Source organism: Vibrio sp. ABH4_348 (assembly GCF_056159765.1).
In genome coordinates, this window is sequence record NZ_JBSWVW010000002.1 from 677,876 (window position 1) to 697,798 (window position 19,923).

The 19,923-nt window shown below is 43.9% G+C and carries 19 protein-coding genes and 1 pseudogene; 8 read left to right on the forward strand and 12 right to left on the reverse strand.

Annotated elements, in window-relative coordinates:
- Positions 1-8 precede the first annotated feature (8 nt).
- Positions 9-1,343 carry an MFS transporter gene (locus ACXAFJ_RS16840; protein ID WP_475325018.1) on the reverse strand — a complete coding sequence of 445 codons (1,335 nt, stop codon included), beginning with the start codon at positions 1,341-1,343 and terminating at the stop codon, positions 9-11.
- A gap of 197 nt (positions 1,344-1,540) precedes the next feature.
- Between ACXAFJ_RS16840 and ACXAFJ_RS16845 the strand changes: the two genes are divergently transcribed.
- Positions 1,541-1,951, forward strand: a complete 411-nt coding sequence (locus tag ACXAFJ_RS16845) for a hypothetical protein (protein WP_475325019.1) — start codon at positions 1,541-1,543, stop codon at positions 1,949-1,951.
- Positions 1,952-1,979: 28 nt separating this feature from the next.
- Here ACXAFJ_RS16845 and ACXAFJ_RS16850 read toward each other — a convergent pair whose 3' ends face one another.
- Positions 1,980-2,858 carry a LysR family transcriptional regulator gene (locus tag ACXAFJ_RS16850; RefSeq protein ID WP_475325021.1) on the reverse strand — a complete coding sequence of 293 codons (879 nt, stop codon included), beginning with the start codon at positions 2,856-2,858 and terminating at the stop codon, positions 1,980-1,982.
- Positions 2,859-3,098: 240 nt separating this feature from the next.
- On the opposite strand from ACXAFJ_RS16850, the pseudogene ACXAFJ_RS16855 reads away from it, so the two are divergent.
- Both ACXAFJ_RS16855 and ACXAFJ_RS16860 read left to right on the forward strand, forming a co-directional pair.
- Positions 3,099-3,539: pseudogene (locus tag ACXAFJ_RS16855) on the forward strand (alcohol dehydrogenase catalytic domain-containing protein); the annotation flags it as partial.
- Positions 3,520-3,996: a zinc-binding dehydrogenase gene (locus ACXAFJ_RS16860; RefSeq protein WP_475325022.1), complete on the forward strand. Its 477-nt coding sequence runs from the start codon at positions 3,520-3,522 to the stop codon at positions 3,994-3,996. The pseudogene ACXAFJ_RS16855 and the gene ACXAFJ_RS16860, both read left to right, overlap by 20 nt.
- Before the next feature lie 77 nt (positions 3,997-4,073).
- Here ACXAFJ_RS16860 and ptsG read toward each other — a convergent pair whose 3' ends face one another.
- A complete protein-coding gene (gene ptsG / locus ACXAFJ_RS16865; RefSeq protein WP_475325023.1) occupies positions 4,074-5,462 on the reverse strand; it encodes a PTS glucose transporter subunit IIBC in 1,389 nt (462 codons plus the stop codon).
- A gap of 458 nt (positions 5,463-5,920) precedes the next feature.
- On the opposite strand from ptsG, the gene ACXAFJ_RS16870 reads away from it, so the two are divergent.
- The 3 genes from ACXAFJ_RS16870 to ACXAFJ_RS16880 are packed head-to-tail and all read left to right on the forward strand — an operon-like array spanning position 5,921 to position 9,435.
- Positions 5,921-6,655, forward strand: coding sequence for a response regulator (locus ACXAFJ_RS16870; RefSeq protein ID WP_475325024.1), 735 nt, complete (start codon positions 5,921-5,923; stop codon positions 6,653-6,655).
- Complete coding sequence (locus tag ACXAFJ_RS16875; protein ID WP_475325025.1) at positions 6,645-8,186, forward strand: ATP-binding protein; 1,542 nt, start codon at positions 6,645-6,647, stop codon at positions 8,184-8,186. Before ACXAFJ_RS16870 ends, ACXAFJ_RS16875 begins: the two co-directional genes overlap by 11 nt.
- 1 nt (position 8,187) lies before the next feature.
- Complete coding sequence (locus ACXAFJ_RS16880; protein ID WP_475325026.1) at positions 8,188-9,435, forward strand: ABC transporter substrate-binding protein; 1,248 nt, start codon at positions 8,188-8,190, stop codon at positions 9,433-9,435.
- A 44-nt stretch (positions 9,436-9,479) separates the two neighbouring features.
- Here ACXAFJ_RS16880 and ACXAFJ_RS16885 read toward each other — a convergent pair whose 3' ends face one another.
- Positions 9,480-10,364, reverse strand: a complete 885-nt coding sequence (locus tag ACXAFJ_RS16885; RefSeq protein ID WP_475325027.1) for a LysR family transcriptional regulator — start codon at positions 10,362-10,364, stop codon at positions 9,480-9,482.
- 109 nt (positions 10,365-10,473) lie between these two features.
- On the opposite strand from ACXAFJ_RS16885, the gene ACXAFJ_RS16890 reads away from it, so the two are divergent.
- Positions 10,474-11,847, forward strand: coding sequence for an MATE family efflux transporter (locus ACXAFJ_RS16890; RefSeq protein ID WP_475325028.1), 1,374 nt, complete (start codon positions 10,474-10,476; stop codon positions 11,845-11,847).
- A 23-nt stretch (positions 11,848-11,870) separates the two neighbouring features.
- Here the strand turns inward: ACXAFJ_RS16890 and ACXAFJ_RS16895 are convergent, their stop codons facing one another.
- From ACXAFJ_RS16895 to ACXAFJ_RS16930, 8 genes are all read right to left on the reverse strand, one after another.
- Positions 11,871-12,434, reverse strand: a complete 564-nt coding sequence (locus tag ACXAFJ_RS16895; RefSeq protein ID WP_475325029.1) for a hypothetical protein — start codon at positions 12,432-12,434, stop codon at positions 11,871-11,873.
- Positions 12,435-12,472: 38 nt separating this feature from the next.
- Complete coding sequence (locus tag ACXAFJ_RS16900; protein WP_475325031.1) at positions 12,473-13,369, reverse strand: EamA family transporter; 897 nt, start codon at positions 13,367-13,369, stop codon at positions 12,473-12,475.
- 37 nt (positions 13,370-13,406) lie between these two features.
- Positions 13,407-13,793, reverse strand: coding sequence for a hypothetical protein (locus ACXAFJ_RS16905; RefSeq protein ID WP_475325032.1), 387 nt, complete (start codon positions 13,791-13,793; stop codon positions 13,407-13,409).
- 11 nt (positions 13,794-13,804) lie between these two features.
- Positions 13,805-14,395: a GNAT family N-acetyltransferase gene (locus ACXAFJ_RS16910; RefSeq protein ID WP_475325033.1), complete on the reverse strand. Its 591-nt coding sequence runs from the start codon at positions 14,393-14,395 to the stop codon at positions 13,805-13,807.
- 172 nt (positions 14,396-14,567) lie between these two features.
- Positions 14,568-15,011, reverse strand: a complete 444-nt coding sequence (locus tag ACXAFJ_RS16915; RefSeq protein WP_475325779.1) for a YtoQ family protein — start codon at positions 15,009-15,011, stop codon at positions 14,568-14,570.
- Positions 15,012-15,164: 153 nt separating this feature from the next.
- Positions 15,165-16,148 (reverse strand): oxygen-dependent tRNA uridine(34) hydroxylase TrhO, encoded by a 984-nt coding sequence (gene trhO, locus ACXAFJ_RS16920; protein WP_475325034.1) that lies wholly within the window; start codon positions 16,146-16,148, stop codon positions 15,165-15,167.
- 217 nt (positions 16,149-16,365) lie between these two features.
- Positions 16,366-17,559, reverse strand: coding sequence for an EAL domain-containing response regulator (locus tag ACXAFJ_RS16925; protein ID WP_475325035.1), 1,194 nt, complete (start codon positions 17,557-17,559; stop codon positions 16,366-16,368).
- Positions 17,560-17,808: 249 nt separating this feature from the next.
- Complete coding sequence (locus tag ACXAFJ_RS16930; RefSeq protein WP_475325037.1) at positions 17,809-19,104, reverse strand: alpha/beta fold hydrolase; 1,296 nt, start codon at positions 19,102-19,104, stop codon at positions 17,809-17,811.
- A 374-nt stretch (positions 19,105-19,478) separates the two neighbouring features.
- On the opposite strand from ACXAFJ_RS16930, the gene ACXAFJ_RS16935 reads away from it, so the two are divergent.
- Positions 19,479-19,889, forward strand: coding sequence for a GNAT family N-acetyltransferase (locus ACXAFJ_RS16935; protein WP_475325780.1), 411 nt, complete (start codon positions 19,479-19,481; stop codon positions 19,887-19,889).
- The last annotated feature ends 34 nt before the right edge of the window (positions 19,890-19,923 follow it).

Here is a 19,923-nt window from a genome sequence, read left to right on the forward strand (position 1 = left end):
CGACTCGGTTAATCGTTCAAATTCAGCCTCTTGTTTACTAAGTAAAACGCGACACTAATTGCGATAAACAAAAACGTAAAGTAGTAAAAAAATGATGAAAGGGACGCAATAAAGTCAATGTGCTCTGCGATTTGCGCTTCTGAGTATTGCTGAGAGATCAGCTTGTAGTAGTACGCATAGAGAACCCCTATCAAGCCATAGCCTAGATTGAACATTAACCCTTTAAAGCTGAGGACGGTTGCCCTATTACTGGACTCAGTGCGTTTGTTTAAATGGTGACTGATAAATATATTCATCGTCATAATGATGAAAATCAGAATGAGCGCTGGAATCACCCCGTAAATCGACCAACCTAGACTGATCCAATAGTAGGTCGCCATGGTGGCAATACCCATTGTCAGAACAAACCAGACTGGTTTCATACTCTCCGCTAATTTTCGACTTTGTCCGGCTAAGATAATTTGCAATAGGCTTATCCCTGAACCAATCAATCCAAAATAGATTATCGGAATATCTATCGCTCGATAATACTGGCTGTTCATGGTCAAAAACATTCGTGATGTATGCTCAAAGAGACTGTAGTAGAGCAAGATAAACAGGACATAGGGTGTCGACATTACCCATCGCCCTGTGTTGAGAGTGAGCTTTAAACTCGCAATGGTTGTCTCCAGCTTGTTCTTGTTTCCTGAAGTGGTTTTGCTTTCCTCATCCATGTTAAAGGCTGCATAGATGGCAATTAGCGCGACAATCAGCGTGCCATACACTGGGATTCTCATAATATCTCGGGTGGTTTCAGGCGCTGGCCAGTTAAAAAACTCATAGATATGAGTCATGAAATTCACATCGTACATTGCCGCACCGACCAAGGTGACAAAAATCCCTACAGTAGATGATATTCTGATTTGGACTTGCAGAACACTAGGCCAAATGTCCTCTTTGCCTTGTTCTTTTAATGTGTCATAGGCTAGGGCTTCATCGGCTCCACTCGCCAATGCCATTGCCAAGCCACTGAGTACACGATTGACCAGAAAAACGACGAACACTAGGTTTGGATTTTCTGTGGGTACAAAAGCGATCATCGCGATCTCGACAAACATAACAAGTGAAGAAAGCACAACCAGCTTTTTGCGGCCTAGTGTGTCGGCAAATGCGCCAGAAGGCACTTCAGCCAACACAATAGTGGCCGCCCAAACGACATTGAGCATGGCGAATTGGGAAAGTGTCAGTCCGTAGTCTAAGTAGAGAAGAGTAAAAACAGGGTAGTAGAAGCGCGCAAAGTAGCTGCTTCGAAACATCAAAAAATATCGAACATTACCAATGCTCAAGGTCTCTTTAACCGACATGCTGCTTCAGCCACTTTGCTCAACCCTAGATTAGGTATATACCGCTTTTGAGGATTAAGGAAATTGGCGGGAAAGAGAATTTATTTTCCAAAGATTTTTTTACCAAAAGTAAGAAATCACGCCTTTGGGACTACAGAGAGCTTAGGTATGATGTATGCAAGAAAAAACCTAATAAAATTAGTTGGTAACAAATTAAAATGAAAAGTCTATCTAAAAAAGAGTGGCTAGTAATCAGTGCGCTAGTGTTGGCAATATTGAGTGATAGTTTCTATTTAATTGGGGCATTTTCCAGCGAAACGGGCCTTGATTCATCCTTTTGGTTAACCTTGTCTTTGTTGCCTCTTAGTGGTCTGCTACTTTTTGGGATTTTCCGACAGATTAAATTTGCTTTGATAGGAAGTGGTTTGTATTACCTCTTTCAGTCGGTACTTATTTCATCAGACTCATTTTATTTCTATTTTGGATCTGGTCCGCAAATGATAGTCAGCGTGTATAGCGCAGAGTTTGATGTTGGGATTAATTTATTCTCTATACTGATTTGTATAACGGCCACTGTAGCCTTTATGAAAAAATCAGCCCCAAGAAATCTCGAAGTATCAAGTGGCTAACACATAGTACAAACTCAGGAATTTAAACTTACATTAACTGACCAAAATGCAATTTGACCAGTAGCTCAAACCGTTCTAAATGTGGCGGTTTGATTGAGGGGTAGCGATGGACGAGTGAAAAAGGTTTACTTGTCCCTCGCACGTCCTTCAATACCTGTTCTATGGCGCCTTCTTTCATCAATGATTTGGTCAAAATGGTTGGAAGAATACAGATTCCCATTCCTCGAGATGTCATATCTAAGGCACCGTGTAAATTATTGGAGCAGATGTTCAAATTCTTGGTTTTGTCGAAATTGAGTAACGGCTCTTTTTGATGCCAAGGGAGTTCTATGATCTTATGGTTTGCAAGATCTGCCAGTTGCTTTGGTTTTCCAAATTTTTGGATGTAACGACTCGATGCAAAAAATGCCTCTTCCACGTGATCAATATGGACGACTCGATAGTGACTGTCTTTTAAAGTGCCTATGTATAGTGCAACGTCAAACTCGTCTTGAATAAGGTCTTTAACTTGGTCTGTGGCGTACAAGTCTGGGACCAATTTGGGGTATTCAATACATAGCTGTTCTATTGCCGGAATAACAATTTCCTGTTCGCATGCGATGGGGTAGGTAACAGCAAATCGACCACTAGGCTCTTCTTTTTGCTCAACAATTTCTTTTTTGGCTAGGTCAAACTGACTCCGAATAATCTCACACCGCCTCAATAGCGCTTCTCCACTCGAAGTGAGTGCCATTCCTCGAGTATTGCGGATCAAGAGTTGCTCATTTAGGGCTGCTTCTAACCTTTTAACCTGCTGGCTTACCGAAGATTTACTTTGATTCAAGTGTTTAGCGGCAGCGGTATATGACCTCGCGGATGCCACTTCGGCAAATACCAGCATGTCAGAAAGCATCTGTTTATTGTTCATTTTTATGAATTCTGATTTAAATTATCGTCAATTGTTCAATTTAGGCTATCAAATTACAGTGAGCGTGTAACTAAAACTTCGAAAGTAAAACCTCGAAGCTAAAACCTAGACAAATTCAAAAGGAAGATACATGTCACAAGTAATTGAACAAGCCCGAGTCGTTCGTGTCCCCAAGCTGGAGACGCTAGCGTATTAAGTGTTGTAGAAGAGAAATTACCGCTTCCCAAGGAAGGTGAAGTCAGAATTCGAGTCAAAGCTATTGGCGTTAACCGTGCTGAAGTGATGTTTCGAAATGGAGCCTATGCCGAACAGCCTGTTTATCCATCTCGTATTGGCTATGAAGCATCGGGAATTGTCGATGAAATAGGAGCGGGAGTAGAAGGGTTTGTCATCGGAGATAACGTCAGTTCTATTCCGGCATTTTCGATGAGCGACTACGGCGTTTACGGCGATTACGCCATTATTCCTCAATCCGCTTTGGCTCATAACCCAAGTGGTTTGAACCACCAACAAAGTTCAGCAATCTGGATGCAATACCTTACCGCTTACGGAGCGTTAGTGAATATTGGTAAGGTGCGCGAATCTGATTGTGTGTTAGTGACTGCTGCTAGCAGTAGTGTGGGTGTCGCTACCATTCAACTAGCCAAAATCAATTGGGGCAATGGTTATTGCGACGTCTAGAGATGACAGCAAAAAAGACTTTTTGCTGGGGCAAGGCGCTGATTTTGTGGTGAATCCGGAAAAAGAAAACTTGCCTGAGCGCGTAATGCAACTTACTGATAATAAGGGCGCAAACTTTGTGTTTGACCCAATCAGTGGCCCCATCATTAACGAGCTAGCGCAAGCAAGTGCGAAGTTTGCAACGATAGTCGAGTACGGAGCGTTGTCTTCTGAACCTAGCCCATTACCTCTTATGGATGTCATCGTTAAAGCATTGTCCATTAGAGGATATTTTGTTTTTGAGTTGACTCAAGATGCAAACAAACTTGAAGAGGCCATCCGCTATTTGACAGCGAAATTTGAGAATGCTGAGTTGGAACCGGTAATAGACAAAGTGTTTGATTTGGACGACGTCGTCAGTGCGCACCAATACATGGAATCGAATGTCCAAAAAGGCAAGATTATTATCAAGACATAGACACAGACTATTTCTGTAGTAAGAAAAAAGCCGCACTTGGTGCGGCTGTGTCATTTCAGGTTTTCGAGTAGAAGCCGTTAAGACAACGCTTCCATCTGACCTTTTATGATTTCCGAATGAGTACCGAAAACCGCTTGGAAATTTTCATCTTTAACAAACACCCCGGCTGCGCCAAGTTGTTTGAGTTTTGCTTGGTCTACATGTTGAGCGTTATTCACGGTAACACGAAGACGAGTGATACAAGCGTCTAGGTCTTTAATGTTGTCTTTGCCACCAAATGCTGCCGTAATTTCTTTAGCAAGTTCGTCACTACGAGAATCAACTTTAGCCTCAGCTTTAGAGTCTTCTTCACGTCCCGGAGTTTGTAGGTTAAATGCCTTAATCAGGAATGCGAATACAAAGAAGTAAATCGCTGCGTAAGCAAGACCAACTAGCGGTAGCATCCAACCATTGGTGGATTGACCAAACAACAAGGTAAAGTCAAATAGGCCGTGGCTGAAGGTTGTGCCGTGTTTAATGCCTAGCACAATCATTACCACAAATGCTGAGCCGGCAAGAATTGCGTGAACCACGTAAAGAAGTGGGGCAACAAACAAGAAAGCAAACTCGATTGGCTCAGTAATACCAGTTAGGAAAGACGTGAGTGCCGCAGAACCAAGAATTGACGCAACCACTTTTTGCTTGCTTGATTTAGCAGTGACATACATTGCTAGACAGGCAGCAGGTAAACCGAACATCTTGAACATGTAGCCACCCGCTAGGTTGCCTGCGGTTGGGTCACCGGCTAGGTAACGAGGGATCTCGCCACGAACCACTTCACCTGCTGCTGTGGTGAATTCACCCACTTCATAGAAGAACGGCGCGTTCCAAATGTGGTGCAGGCCAAATGGAATGAGTGAACGCTCCACCAAGCCGTAGATACCAAAGGCCACTTCCGGAGATTGGTAAGCTGCCCAATGAGAGAATGATGCGATGCCAGCACCAATAGGCTGCCAGATAATAGCAAGTAACCAGGCTACAACACAGGCTGCGAGCGATGTGATGATAGGCACAAAACGTTTACCACCAAAGAAGCCAAGGTAAGTTGGCAGTTTGATTTGGTGGTAGCGATTAAACAGTTCAGCCGCGACTAAGCCCATAATCACGCCACCAAATACACCTGTGTCCGTGCCTTCGGAAATCACGCCTAGAACACGCGTCATGGTTAAGTAACCGAGTGTGGCTGCCAGTGCGGCTACACCATCGTTTTTCGAGAAGCCAAGTGCTACACCAATAGCAAACAACAGAGCCATATTGGCAAACACACCTAAGCCAGCTTCTGTCATGATCTGTGCGACCACTTCCGGTAAGAATTTGGCAACTTCAGCGTTACCGCCAATGCCTAACAATATGCCTGCTGCTGGCATACACGCGACAGGGAGCATTAAGCTGCGTCCCATTTTTTGCATAGTACTGAATACGTTCATGATTCACCTCGGTAGTAGGGTTACCCACCGTAAAATTGGATTAACTTAAAATGGCAACAAAACAAATTACTAGGTCAAACATTAAGGTCGGCTAGGGCAGAGCGTAACTAGGGGGTAATTACGCTTTGCCACTTGCCTTCCTAGCCATTCGAGTAAGTTTTTCTGCGTTGTTGCAAACCAGAAATCTTCGATGTGATAAGCGTAATGGGATGGTGGAGAAGTATACGAGGGCAGGGTCACGCCCAACGTAACATAACGTAACAGAGTGCAAGGCAAGTGCATGGCACTGATTCAAGCTGCAAGAAACAGGCTAAGATATGGGGAGAAAACTAATAGTGTGAATACGCAATAAGCGATGCGGTGTAAGGGCTTGCAAGTTCGATACGCTATGAACGAACAACTCAAAACCGTGACACGTACGTTACACTTTGATAGATAGCTGAAAACAGGTAGAGATTATGAATTCGGATACGACTCAAAAGAGCATTTTGGTTGTCGATGATGACGAAGAAATTCGCGAGTTGCTGGATGAGTATCTTAGCAAAGCGGGTTATCGCGTTTTCTTGGCGGCAGAAGGCAACGAAATGCGTCGCTGTTTGTTAACGGAGAGTCCTGATCTCATTCTGCTAGATATCATGATGCCCGGCGATGACGGCTTCACCTTATGCCAAGAAGTCAGACGCAGCTCTAATGTGCCCATTATTATGCTAACCGCAGTATCGGATGAAACCGACCAAATTGTTGGCTTAGAAATCGGTGCTGACGACTACATCGCAAAACCGTTTAGCCCTCGCCAGTTGACTGCTCGTATCAAAGCTATGTTGCGACGCACGCAAGCTTTGGAGAGTAGTGCTTCTCAATCAACACCCAGTAAAATCTACTTTGACGAATGGTGTTTGAACGTCCGTTTTTACAAGTTAATCAATCAATCTACAGAGCTAGAAATCGAGCTTTCTGGCAAAGACTTCAATTTGCTTAACTTGTTTCTTTCTCACCCCAACCAAGTGTTAGACCGAGATACCATTTCACAAGCTACGAAAGGTCGAGATGCGTTACCGACGGAACGTGGTTTAGATGTTCAAGTCTCTCGGCTACGTAGCCGATTAGGCGATAACGGCAAAAATCCTAAACTCATTAAAACACTGCGAGGCGATGGCTACATGTTGTGCGCTGATGTGAACTATGAGTATTAAACAACACATGCCAGCTGCTTCTGCAATATGGCGACAAGCAATGCCCCAATCTTTGATTTGGAGAATGTTGTTTTTCACTTTGATTTCGGTCGTTCTCGCGCAACTGATCGCGTCAGCACTTTGGTACAGCCAAACCAAGCATCAAAACCTGCAAGGTTTAGAATCTACGGCATCGAGTATGGCGAAACACTTTGCGTCTACCGCTAACTATTTTCAGTCTTTGCCTTTGCAGTATCGTCACATCGTTCTCAATCAATTGAGAGACATTGGCGGTACTCGCTTTTTTGTGTCGTTTAACGAAACCTTGATTGATATCGACCCCGCGCCAAGTAATCAGATGCGTACCACAACTCAACAGGTGGTTAAGCAGGAGTTGATTAACAGTTTGGACAAACGGTTAGACGATGAGCAGGTTCACGTTGAACTATCGAATCCAGAGACACTGCGAGTGCTCAATAACTCAACCTACTTGAATGATTTGCCAAAATCGTGGGCACATTACACGTTAACGTTAGACCCACTGAACCCGCCGATCCTCGTGGTGCAGATGGAGCTTGCTACCAATGAATGGTTATACATAGCTGCATTGATGCCGGACCCCTATTCGCAACTAAAGGATCAAGTGATTTCAAAAGAGCAGCTGTTTTTTATTGTGGCGATTACTGCCATGTTGATGTTGTTTACTTTTTTGATGGTGCGTAAGCAAATCAAACCCCTTAAACGCCTTGCAACCGCAGCTCATGCATTGCGAAGTGACATTAATCAGCCGCCACTAAAAGAGGAAGGGGCAGCGGAACTCAAAAGCGCAACTCAAGCCTTCAATTTGATGCAACTCGCCATTAAGCGACACATTGGCGATCGTGAACGTTTGTTTGGAGCCATTTCTCACGATCTAAAAACACCGATTACAAGGCTGCGTATTCGCTCCGAGTTAATCGAAGATGAACAACGCGGGATCAAATTCAACAAGGATTTGGACGAGCTAGAGTTGATGGTCAAAGGTGCACTGCAAATCGTTAAAGATACTGATATTCACGAAAATCTTACCGCAGTTAACCTACATGAATTACTGCATCAGATTGCCGAGCATCACAATATTGGACGAGTAAAGGTCTTTATTACCGGTCAGCCTTTGCCTTTGTTTCAATGTAAACCTCTAGCCATGAAGCGATGTTTGACCAACTTAATCGATAACGGCGTCAGGTATGGGAATCAGGTATCGGTGGTTACCGAGTTGCTCGACAGCCAACTGCGCTTGACCATTCAAGATGAAGGAAACGGTATTCCTGAAGACAAAATTGAAGACGTGTTTAAGCCCTATATTCGATTAGCTATAGACCAAGAGGGCCACGGGTTAGGCTTAGGTATCGCGCGCAGTATTGTTCGCGCTCATGGAGGCGAATTGACGATTCGAAACTTGCCAGCTGGTGGATTGGAAGTCGATATTCAGCTGCCATTTAACCCAAAGCCCACTAAGCCTTCAAGCCAACTAACCTCGGAAAGCTCTGATGACCACACGGACAAAATCTAAAATGAAAATAGGGCGACTCGCGACAATTGGTTTTTCTACTTTACTGCTTGCATCTTCTATCCAAGCCGCGCAAGTCGAGATCTTACATTGGTGGACATCACCCGGAGAATCTGCGGCGGCTCACACACTCAAAACCGCGGTGCTTGAATCAGGGCATACTTGGAAGGAGTTTTCTGTCGCCGGTGGCGGTGGTGAGAGTGCGACTATGGTTTTAAAAGCTCGCGCAGTTTCTGGTAACCCGCCTACAGGCGCGCAAATCAAAGGTCCAGATATACAAGAGTGGGCGAGTCTCGGTTTTTTGTTGGATATTGATGAGCAGGCTCGCCAACAAAGCTGGGACACCGTTTTACCGCCTTTTGTCGCCGATACCATGAAATACAAAGGTCGATATGTTGCCGTTCCGACCAATATCCATAGAGTGAATTGGCTGTGGTCCAATCAAAAAGTTCTCGACCGGTATGGAATCACCCCACCGAGCAATTGGCCGGAATTTTTGCAAGGTGCAGAACTCCTGAAAGAAAAAGGTATTTTGCCGTTAGCGCACGGCAATAAGCCTTGGCAAAACGTAACCTTGTTTGAAAGTATCGCTTTAGGCGAATTGGGTCCAGATTTATACAAACAAGCTTTTGTTGAACTCAATGAACAGGCGATAACAAGTCCTCAGATGGTTAGAGCATTTGAGGTTTATCGCCAAGTAGCCAGTTATGTCGATGACGATGCGTTAGGACGTAACTGGGATGATGCAACGCAAATGGTTATCAGTGGTCAGGCGGCGATGCAGATCATGGGTGATTGGGCCAATGGCGAGTTTATGCTGGCCGATCAAATAGTGGGTCAAGATTATCAATGCAGTGCTGTACCCAATACTCAGGGAATGTTTAGCTACAATATTGACAGCTTTGTGTTCTTCAAATCTTATGATTATTCACAAGGTAAAGGGCAACTGGCGGTAGCCAATGCCGCAATGACAAAAGAATTCCAGTCTAGCTTTAGCCAACTGAAAGGCTCTATTGCAGCTAGAAGTGATGCCAATTCTGATATCAATAACACATGCCGACAAAAGACGTATCAGGACTTTTCGACTTTGGAGCAAAGCCAATTAGTGCCGAGTTTGTCAGCGGAAATGTCAACGACAAGCTTTGTTCGTAGCGCCATTTTTGGCGTTATCGATGAGTTTTTTAATAATGAATCGATAACACCAGAGCAAGGCATCAACAAGCTAGTGCGTGCGGTGAAAGCCGCTAGATAACTGCGCTTAAAGTTTGTCGTGTGAGCGTTCACCACCACGTTTTGTTACAACCTCTCAAATAACAGTTGTTTGAGCGCTTCCATCAACCATGTTTTAACTTCACTATCCGGGCTGTCGATGCGATTGACCAAACCTACTTCTAATGAAGTGTCGGGCAAGGAGTCTCGACACTCTAATATCTTTATCCGTTCAGCAAACAAAGACATTTCAGCTATGTGTTTAGGGACAATGGCCCAACCTTGATTATCAGCGACCAAATCACAGATAAGGTAGTAGCTATTTAGATTCCAATGATTAGCAGTAAGTGATTTATCACCGGTATCTCCTGCCCTGTCGCACATTACGAGTTGCCGTTCACTGTAAAGATCCGGCAGTGAGACCATTTCGAACTTAGATAATTGATGCAGGTTACCGGCGACAAGTACTTTCTTAAAGTGACCAATAGAACGAAAGTCGACGGCTGATGGTAGGTTGTTATGTCGAAACATCAAACCCAGATCAGCTTTTTTTTGGTCGATTGCTGCCGCGATATCATCATGAGACCCACTAGTTATAATCAATTTTAGGTTGGGAAATCGTTCCCCCAACGCGGTAAAAACCGTTTGAGCGGTATCCAGTGGGATAGCTTCATCGACCGAAAGCTTTAGTGTTATCGGTTGCCCTAAAGATGCGGTAAGAGCACGACTATTTAGCCGATCTCTTTGTACAAGCATTGCTTCTGCATCCGCCAAAAGTTGCTTTCCCAAAGGTGTAAGAATGGGTAAGCGCGACGAGCGATCAAAAAGATCAAAGCCAAAGTCCGCTTCTAGATTAGCAATTGCGGTGCTAACACGAGATTGAGCTTTACCCAATTTGCGCGCTGCTGCGGAAAAAGAGCCGCTTTTCACCGCTGTGACAAATGCTTCTATTTGATCCAGTGTCCAATTCATACTCAACCTTGCCAAAAAATTCCATCCTAATTTCGGATAGATACTAACTTCAATCTATCACTTTTTTAAGAATAATAGCCTATGTCATTTTGAAACTTGAGAAGAAACCATGTCATATAGCGCGACCCTTAAAAATGAATCAGTAAATAGAACGTTTTGGCGATACGCCATACCGTCAATCTTAGCAATGGTGGTCAATGGTTTATATCTGGTCATTGACGGTATCTTTGTGGGTCATTATGTGGGGGCTGATGGCTTGGCAGGTATCAACATGATCATACCTGTGATCGCTACTGTGATCGGTGTGGGTATGCTGATTGGAATGGGTGGAGGCAGTATCATTTCTCGTCAACGAGGTAATGGAGATATTAGCTCTATCAACAACGTACTAAAAACGAGTGTCTGGCTTATTCTTTTGTTTGGTTCATTGAGTTCGATTGTTTTGTTACTTTCCGCTGAATGGACTTTAAATTTGCAAAGAGCAGAAGCTGATCCAAAACATTTCGCGTTAGAGTTTCTCACAGTACTAAGTTATGGGGCTGTTTTTACTGTTGCATCGTCTGCACTTCCCTTGCTGGTCCGAAACGACGACAGCCCGAAGTTTTCAACTCTCATAATTTTAATTGGATCGCTAACCAATATCTTATTGGACTACGTGTTTTTGGCTCATTTGGAGTTGGGGTTAAAAGGTGCCGCTTATGCCACGGTGATTGCTCAAATAGTTACAGCAGTTTTGTCCGTGGGATATTTTGCTAGCCATTTATCACAGGTACATATTTTGAAGGGAAATTTTAGATGGACACTGGCGCGTGAAATCATTGAATTGGGTTCCTCGACATTAGTAATGTTTGCTTATTTTGGCTTTGTTTTGGCGCTACATAATATGCTGTTTATGCAGTACGGCGATGCAACATATGTCGCTGCTTTTGCAATCGTCGGCTATATCGCCAGTATTTACTATTACTTCACCGAGGGAATCGCCAATGGTATGCAACCTCCTGTCAGTTTCTATTTTGGCGCGAATCAGCCTAAAAAGTTGATTCAAACCGTTAAAATCGCTTTTTCGGTCTCGGTTGGTTTGGGTGTACTAGTCACGGTTGCTCTACAGATCTTTCCAGAAGCTGCGATTGCACTTTTTTCTACTGGAGATATGAATCTAACTGAGGCGGCTAAACAAGGTATTCACCTTCATTTAATTGGCATCAGCCTTGATGGATTCTTGTTTGCGGCGTCTGTGTTTTTTATGGCGATAGGTATGGGTGGTAAAGCACTGTTTGTATCGGCGGGTAACATGTTTATTCAACTGCCATTTCTATACGTGTTGCCCAAGCTGTTAGGGATTACTGGAATTTGGTTGTCAGTTCCACTATCAAACTTAGCGCTGACTGCAATTGTTTTGCCGATGATGATTGTGTCGCTTCGCAAGCTTAGTCAGCCTACGAGCAACAAGATTGGCTTACAATCAAGCTATCAAGAGTCATAACTTGGCTATAAAGATTTTTAATTCTACAGCTTCAGCGCCAGCTTTTTGATGTAGTTTTTGGCTAGGTCGGACTTGTCACGGCTTAGCCATTTGATGCATTCGAATAGCTCCCAAGTGAGCCCTTTATTGCCATGCGGGAAAACAGGAAAGTCCTCGTGTTTTGGTGCGGGTTCGCTAGTGATACGACTGGGCAATACGTCTTCTTTATCGAATAATACTTGATGCGGATGACAAATGGGAAAGTGTGTATCTAAACCAATGCAGTGAATTTCGGCACTGGTCATATCATGAAATAAATACTTTCTGCACACAGCTTCGTCGCCAAATTTGTCGCTAAATTGATAGAAAATATCCTTATTTTTCTCGAATGACTGATACAGCGTATCTGTATTTAGGTGCTTTTCATTCTTAAAAATAAAAAGTATATCCGCGTCAGAGACTCGATCGGCATTGCCAGAAGAAAGCGAACCTACTAATACTCCCGCAATGGCATCCTCATGCGAACCGAAACACTTAATGGCATCGCTAACCAATTGATTCTGGTTGGTTAGCTCAGGTTGAAGCGGTTTGTAATTGTCTGAAATCAAAGTAATAGACCTATTGATAGCGATGGGATGAGTGTTGACTAGCTTTCACTGGCTTGGGTGGTGTCGTTTGAGCGAACGCGCATCCACCGTTTACCAAAGATGGAAATCGATAGACCCAGCAGAATAATGGCACTTCCAACAGATTCAATGGTCGTCAGTGATTCAGCAAGAATCACATAGGCACTGAGCATACCAGCGACGGGAATAAGCAGCGCAAAAGGAGTAACGGTTGCTGCTGAGTAGTTTTGCAGTAACCATCCCCATATGGCGAATGCAACCAATGTAGACAGATAACTAACGTACGCTAGCGCAATCCAAGCGTGATAGTCAGTGTTGGCCAATAGCGAAAGTGGAACTTGTGATTCTAGGTAGTATGACGCAATAAACAATGGCAGTGGAGGGATCGCACTCACCCAAACCATAAAGTGCAGAAGATTAACGCTCCCCACTTGTTTCATTATGAGGTTTGAGAAGCCCCAAAATAGGGCGGCCGTTAGGATCATACCAACACCAAGTAGAGTAACGTTGCCCTCTGTGGAGGTGAAGAAAAGGGCAAAGCCCAAAATTGCAACGGTGACACCTATAGATTGATGTCTTTGAACCGATTCTTTTAATACGATGGCACTTAGCAGAATGGTAAACACAACTTGTGCTTGTAGAAGCAGTGATGAAACCCCTGCATTGGCATCTTCCCGCATTGCGACAAAAAGCAGACCAAACTTAAAAACACCTAAGAAAAAACCGACACCTAGAACTTTCCATACCGATGTTTTTGGAAAGGGCACAAAGAAAATGGCTGGAATAGAGACAATTAAAAAACGCAATCCAGAAAACAGTAATGGTGGAAGTTGTTCAAGCCCAAGCTTGATGACGGTGAAGTTCACGCCCCAGATCCACACAACAAACAGCGCTAAGAGTACGCCTTTTTTGTCCATTATTTGTACTTCCTTTGTTTTGGTTAATGGCTGATAGTTAAGCGCTTGATGCCATTTCGAATTTCATGGCTAATACTTCTTGATTGGAAAGTGGTTTAGTACCCGCAGCCAAATACACATTTGATGCACCCGCTCCAAATGCTGCTTCTCTGAACGCTCGATATTCGACGTTGGTATGTCCACCTTCTAAGTCTTCCAATAGATGAACAATGATGTTGGGGCTAGGTTTAAACATCTTATTAGGGAATAACTCCGCTATGAGATGTTTAAAACATTTTTCGACTTCAAAGAAGTCACCCATGAGCGTTCTAGAGTGAGACAAGCCTTTTGACGAAGCTGTCGCACTGCGCTCTTCTTCGACGTGAATTGCCGTAGCTTGCCCAGACGTCACTTTTATATAGACATGCGGTTTTCTAAGTAACACGATGATAGACCTTATGAATAAACAGCTAATTTGTAGTTTAGGTTGGACTTAACCGCGGGCCATTCATTATCTAGAATAGAAAAGACAACGGTATCTCGTAGGCTGCCATCCGGCATAATCATGTGGTGTCTTAAGACACCATCTTGTTTTGCTCCGAGTCGGGCAATGGCATTGCGCGAGGCTAAATTGTGCCAATGAGTTCGAAATTCCACAGCAATCGCATCCAGAGTTTCGAACGCGTGTTGTAAAAGCAATAACTTAGTTTCGGTGTTTACGTAGCTTCTTTGAGCACTTTTAGCGTAAAAGGTATAGCCGAGTAGCAGGCGGCGATTTTTAGGTGAAGCATCGTAAAATCGAGTGGTTCCAACTACCTTTTGACTGTTTTTATCAATCACCGCAAAGGGCAGGGAAGTACCTAGGTCCTGTTTTTTTAGTGCGCTAGCAATATAGCCTTGTATGTTTTCAGAATTTGGAACCGAGGTGTACCAGACATCAGACAAATTGCCTTCTTCTGAAACCCTTGCCAAGTCATCGGCGTGCTGGTGGGTCAGTGGGACAAGTTTGACGTTTTCAGATTCAAGTTCAACGGGTTGTAACCACATAGCGACTCCTGTCTCGATACTTAATATGAGGTATGGGTTTGCTGAGAGAGTTACGAGTTTAGTGCTTTGTTAAGCTGAATGTAAGAGTCGATAGTAGAAACAAAGCGTTGCCAATACCGAGTGGCTTTGGCAACGCGAATAAAGCGAATAGGCTAAATTGGTAGTGCCAGTGCTAGTGATTGGTCGTCACATATTTAAGTAGCTCAACAACCTGCTCAGGGGTCGTGGCCCAAGCATGAGCTGACGCATCCACTTCCTTAAGTGGGTGAACGATGTTTTTATCGTGCAGAGTGATGTACGGCTTACCGAGGGCTGCGCAGAAACCTGCATCAAATGCGGCATTCCATTGCTTGTATTTATCGCCAAAGCGAATCACTGCAATATCACAGGCTTTAATCGCGGTTTGGATATGAATAGCGTTAACTTTCGCTGATTTATGGTCACGCCAAAAGCTGTTCTCTTCATTCCCTAAAACATCTCCGGCAGCATCGCTTGAGTCATGATCCGTATTGGCTGATTGAAAAAGAATGTTCAATCCCGCCTCTTCACAGCCCTGCTTGATTTGTTCACGCCAATCGGTATGGATTTCACCAGATAAATAGACTTTTAGTGACATCATCGCCCCTCATTTTTGGAATAGTGTCGAGAGGCTAACATAACCCAAGATAAAACTAGAGAGTAGACGCTAAATTGCTTTGGGGTTTGGCAAAAATACAAAAAAGCCCAAGCGTTGAGCTTGGGCTTTTGGTCAAAATATAGAGATTAGTCGTTACGAATTTTGCTGGCGCTGCGCTGCCTTTTTGGCAAGCTTAACTTCGCGGCGTTTTGCCATTTCACTCTGCACATCACCACCGATGTGTTGGTTACCACGTTCTTTGGCCAACTGAACTTGCTTTTCACGTTCGCGGAAGCGGGCAATTTGCTCGTCGCTATGAGTACCAAAACACTTAGGGCAGCTTACACCTTGCTCGTATTGGTCTGATTCTTTATCAGCTTGGGTAATAGGCAGACGGCAAGCATTACACAAATCGTGCCCTGTGGCTTCTAGACTGTGGTCAACTGCAACGCGACCATCAAATACATAGCAATCGCCTTCCCACATGCTTTCTTCTGCAGGAACTTCCTCTAGGTATTTTAGAATGCCGCCTTCAAGGTGGTAAACCTCGTCAAAACCTTGCTCTTTCATATAAGCGGTCGATTTTTCGCAGCGAATGCCACCAGTACAAAACATGGCCACTTTTTTGTGTTTGGCTGGGTCCATGTTTTCTTTCACGTAATCTGGGAACTCGCGAAAGCTTTTTGTATTAGGGTCGACGGCGTTCTGGAATGTACCTAGCTCGATTTCATAGTCATTACGAGTATCGACAACAAAGACTTCTGGATCGGCAATCAGCTCGTTCCAGTCTGCTGGCTTAACATAAGTACCGACAACCTTCTTAGGATCTATCCCTTCAACACCAAGTGTCACAATCTCTTTTTTAAGTTTCACCTTGGCGCGGTTGAACGGTTGTTCTTCGGTGAAAGACTCTTTGTAAACCGTTCCCTTTAACGCTGGTTCGTTGTCCAGCCATGCTAGTAGCGCATCGATACCTGCTCTTGAACCTGCAACCGTGCCGTTAATGCCTTCTGACGCCAGTAAAAGCGTTCCTTTCACTTCGTTTTGGTTGAGCAGATCAATCAATGGTTCTTGTAGTGAACGGTAGTGTTCAAGTTCAACAAACTTGTATAAAGCACAAACAACAACTTGGCTCATGGGTGGTATCTCGCAGCTAGCATAAAATTTGTGGGGGATTATAGGAGAAGGTGTACTCGATAAATACCCTTATAAAATGTGGTTTTTCGCTGCAGTTCAATAGTGACTACTAACTCTTTGTTATTACAGGTCCAACAAACAAAAAGAGCTCACGTCAAATTGAGCTCTGAATCCTTTTTCCCAGATTGACTAGCATATAGAAAGTGTCGAAAGCCATTTAATGGAAATGACTGCGCTCCCAACTGTGATGCCAGTGACGAAGGCTATCGAGTGGTCTTGGTTTGCAAATCAAAAAACCTTGGATATGAAGATCGCGATATTTGGTTTCGAGATAGCGGAAATCTTCCAAAGATTCAGCACCCTCAGCAATTAATACCACCTCAAGTTTTTTAGAAATTTGAGTGAGCGAGTTTACGACTACTTGGTTGAAATGATCACAGTGAATGTCGTTGACCAAAGAGCGGTCGATTTTGATTTCAGTGAACGGGAGGCTTCTCAATTGCTTGAGGTTAGTAAATCCAGTGCCAAAGTCATCCAAAGACAAGCCAAAGCTGCGGATCCTGAAACGGTTTAGTGTTTCCAACTGCTCAGTATTCTCCAGCGCCAGTTCTTCGGTAATCTCCAAGACGATTTGACTATTGTTGATGTTCTTGCTGCTAATGAGACGCGAAAGGTAATCGGGATAATCCGGATCAAGCAGTTGCGATGGAGAAAGGTTAACGGCCAGTTTGATACCGTTTCCAAATTCTTTGACGATAACAGGCCAATCGCTAAAGGCTTTCTCAAATAACTGGTCGGTAATGGCGTTTAATAATCCGTGCTCCGCCGCGGTGGGTAAAAACTTACCGGGCAAAATGGCATCTGTACAGCCAGGCTTAGTCACACGAGCCAAGACTTCAATTCCGGTGACTTTGTTGGTTCTAATATCAACTTTGGGTTGGTAGTAAGGGGTGATGAATTGACCCTCTATGCACTCAAGAAGTTCTTGCTTTTCCATTGGCTTTTCAAGCGATATTTTGTTGTAAGTATGACTTGATAGGCGTTTCATGATTCGTTGCAGCTCCCCAAGCTTAATAGGCTTGGGAAGATTACCCAGCAGACTCACCTTCTTTTGTCTGGCGATGTCTGCCGCGAGTTCAATCACCCGGTCTTCCATCTCAGAAATAATGCAAACACCGCCGGTGAATTTCATTTCTCCAAGTTCTTTGATCACCTGCATGCCATCAACATCTGGCATGTTTAGGTCTGTGAACACGATACTGTAACGTTCAGGATGACGCCGGATAGAATCTAAAGCTTTTTGAGGGGTGTGGGAAGTTACTATGTCTTCATAGCCAAGTTCGGCGAGCATGGTCTTCATAACCAATAAAATTGCTTGAGAGTCGTCAATTATTACAATTTGCTTGTTCATTCTTAGTCATCACTTTCCCAGCCATACCATTTAAAAATAGTTTGTTGGATGTGATTTTCCAGTTAATGCAAACCATTGCATTTAATACATATGGTGTACTGGTTGTAGCTAATTGAATTTAGGGGAAGTTTAGTGAAATTCTGCGAACAAGAAATTTGCAAGTTGGCTCAGAAATGCCTCATAGGCATGGGGGTGGATATAGTTTAAACGGGGTAAAAATATACCCCGCACTTAGCTAATAAGTCGCAACTATAGTTTCGCGTTGGCTTCGATTTGTGCCGCTTTTGCCATTAATACATCCAAGATGCGTTCACCATCGGCGCGAAGTCCATTGTGTTCAAATTCATTGGTTACCCAAGCATCAGAGCTGTTTGTGTTTGACAACACTTCACGGCTAATTTGGCAATCTACAAACATATCATCAGCGTATACCGCACAAGCTAGAGGAACCTTGTTTTGTTTGAGCTGCTCTTGGTCATACAAGATACCCCAATCCGCTTTTTCTGCGATCAGATTCGCGGCTTGTTTTAGTGATGACAAAGTTGTGTATTGATCAAACATCCAAGGGAAGACCATTTCGCCTGTAAACAGAAATGGTTGATCAGCGCTATATTCGAATACCGCTTTCTCCTTGCGAATACGATCGGCGCTCCATTGAGAGGCAAAACCTTCACAATAAATGGACTCGTGAAGCAGCGCGTATATTGGGTTGGTATGGAACGATTGTTCAGCCAGCATGCTGTTTAGGAACTCAAATCGCAGCTCTTTCTGTCCACCAATTTCGACAAACGCGTTTTCGAGTTGATAGTAAGTCGGCAAAAATGCATCGCTCATCCCAAAGTTGATGCCAATTTGTTGGAACTGCTCAACAGTAAAACGCTGACCGTTTGGAAGAAGCACTTCGTTATTTATCAAATATTGCGCTATCTGGTGACAGTATTCTTGTGCTTTAGGAAATTGAGCAAAGAAAGCATGATTTTTCTCTAAGGTGCGCTGAAATGTTTGCTGATAAATCTCATCTGGGTGTTTGCCAACCGGTGGAACGCCACCAGTGACGTAACAATGATGTAAGCTATCAGGGAACATCGACAGATAAGTAAAGGTACAAAACCCACCAAAGCTTTGGCCCAATGAACTCCATTTTTCAACGTTGAGTGCTTTACGTAACTCTTCAGCATCGCGAATAATGTTGTCTGCTCTAAAATGGCTCAAGTACTCGGCTTGCTGTTCAGGGGTTAGGTGTCTCAACGTTTGATGACTGATGACACTGCTTTGTCCCGTACCTCGTTGATCCAGTAATACCACGTGATGGGTTTGCAGTGCACGTTTCAACCAACCAGAATGGCCGATGGGTCTTGGTGATGGAAAACCCGGGCCGCCCTGTAAATAAACCAATAGAGGTTTGTCGCCAAACGTTTCGGTGGTCGGTGCAAGTAAACGAGCGAAGACGCTGACTTTTGTGCCTTGAATGTCTGCGTAATCAAGCGGAACATCAATTTGGAATGGCGTGTAGGTAACACCTTGTTCAACAAAACTCTGATGCATCTCAAAATCCTTTAAAAGAGAGCAAAATGGGGTGCATTTTGCTGGTTTTTCTATGTAGCTAAGTATATCGACTTATATAGCCTGCCAATAGAGTTCGTTTGCACTGTCTTGTAGCCAGGTGCACCAAAATGGAACGCTAGTTCTGAGTGCTGATTGTTTAATGAACTGATTTACCGTGTTTTTTGAGGTTTTTCTATGGCACGACCTTTGCTGTTTAGCTTAGATATAGAGCACATTAGATTTAAAGCACATCAAAAGAGAAAACCATGAGCGAAACACTAGAAACAACCTCATCCATTTTGAAATCGAGCGAGACAGCGAAACCAGCGTTAACAATCAAGCTAGGTGGATTAGAGGAGCAGTCCGTTATCGATATGCTGGAAGAGCATGTACAGGATATGTACGCCACTTCTCCGCCAGAGAGCGTCCATACGCTGGATCTCAATAAGCTAAAGGGTGACGACATCTACTTTTGGTCGGCTTGGCGAGACAACGAAGCCGTTGGTTGTATCGCACTGAAAATCATAGAACCTGGTCATGGCGAATTAAAATCCATGCGCACAACTCATAAGGCGAGAGGAACGGGCGCTGGCCGCGCGCTACTTAACTTTGTCCTAGAATTCGCTCCCCAAAACAGCATCCATACATTGAGCTTAGAGACCGGCTCGATGGAATTCTTCCAACCCGCTCGACATCTTTATAGAAGCGCGGGGTTTGAAGATTGTGGCCCATTTGGTGACTACTCCGAGGATCCGTACGCGGTGTTTATGACCAAAGCAGTTTAATGCCGCCACGAACAACATAATTCGTTCCTAACAC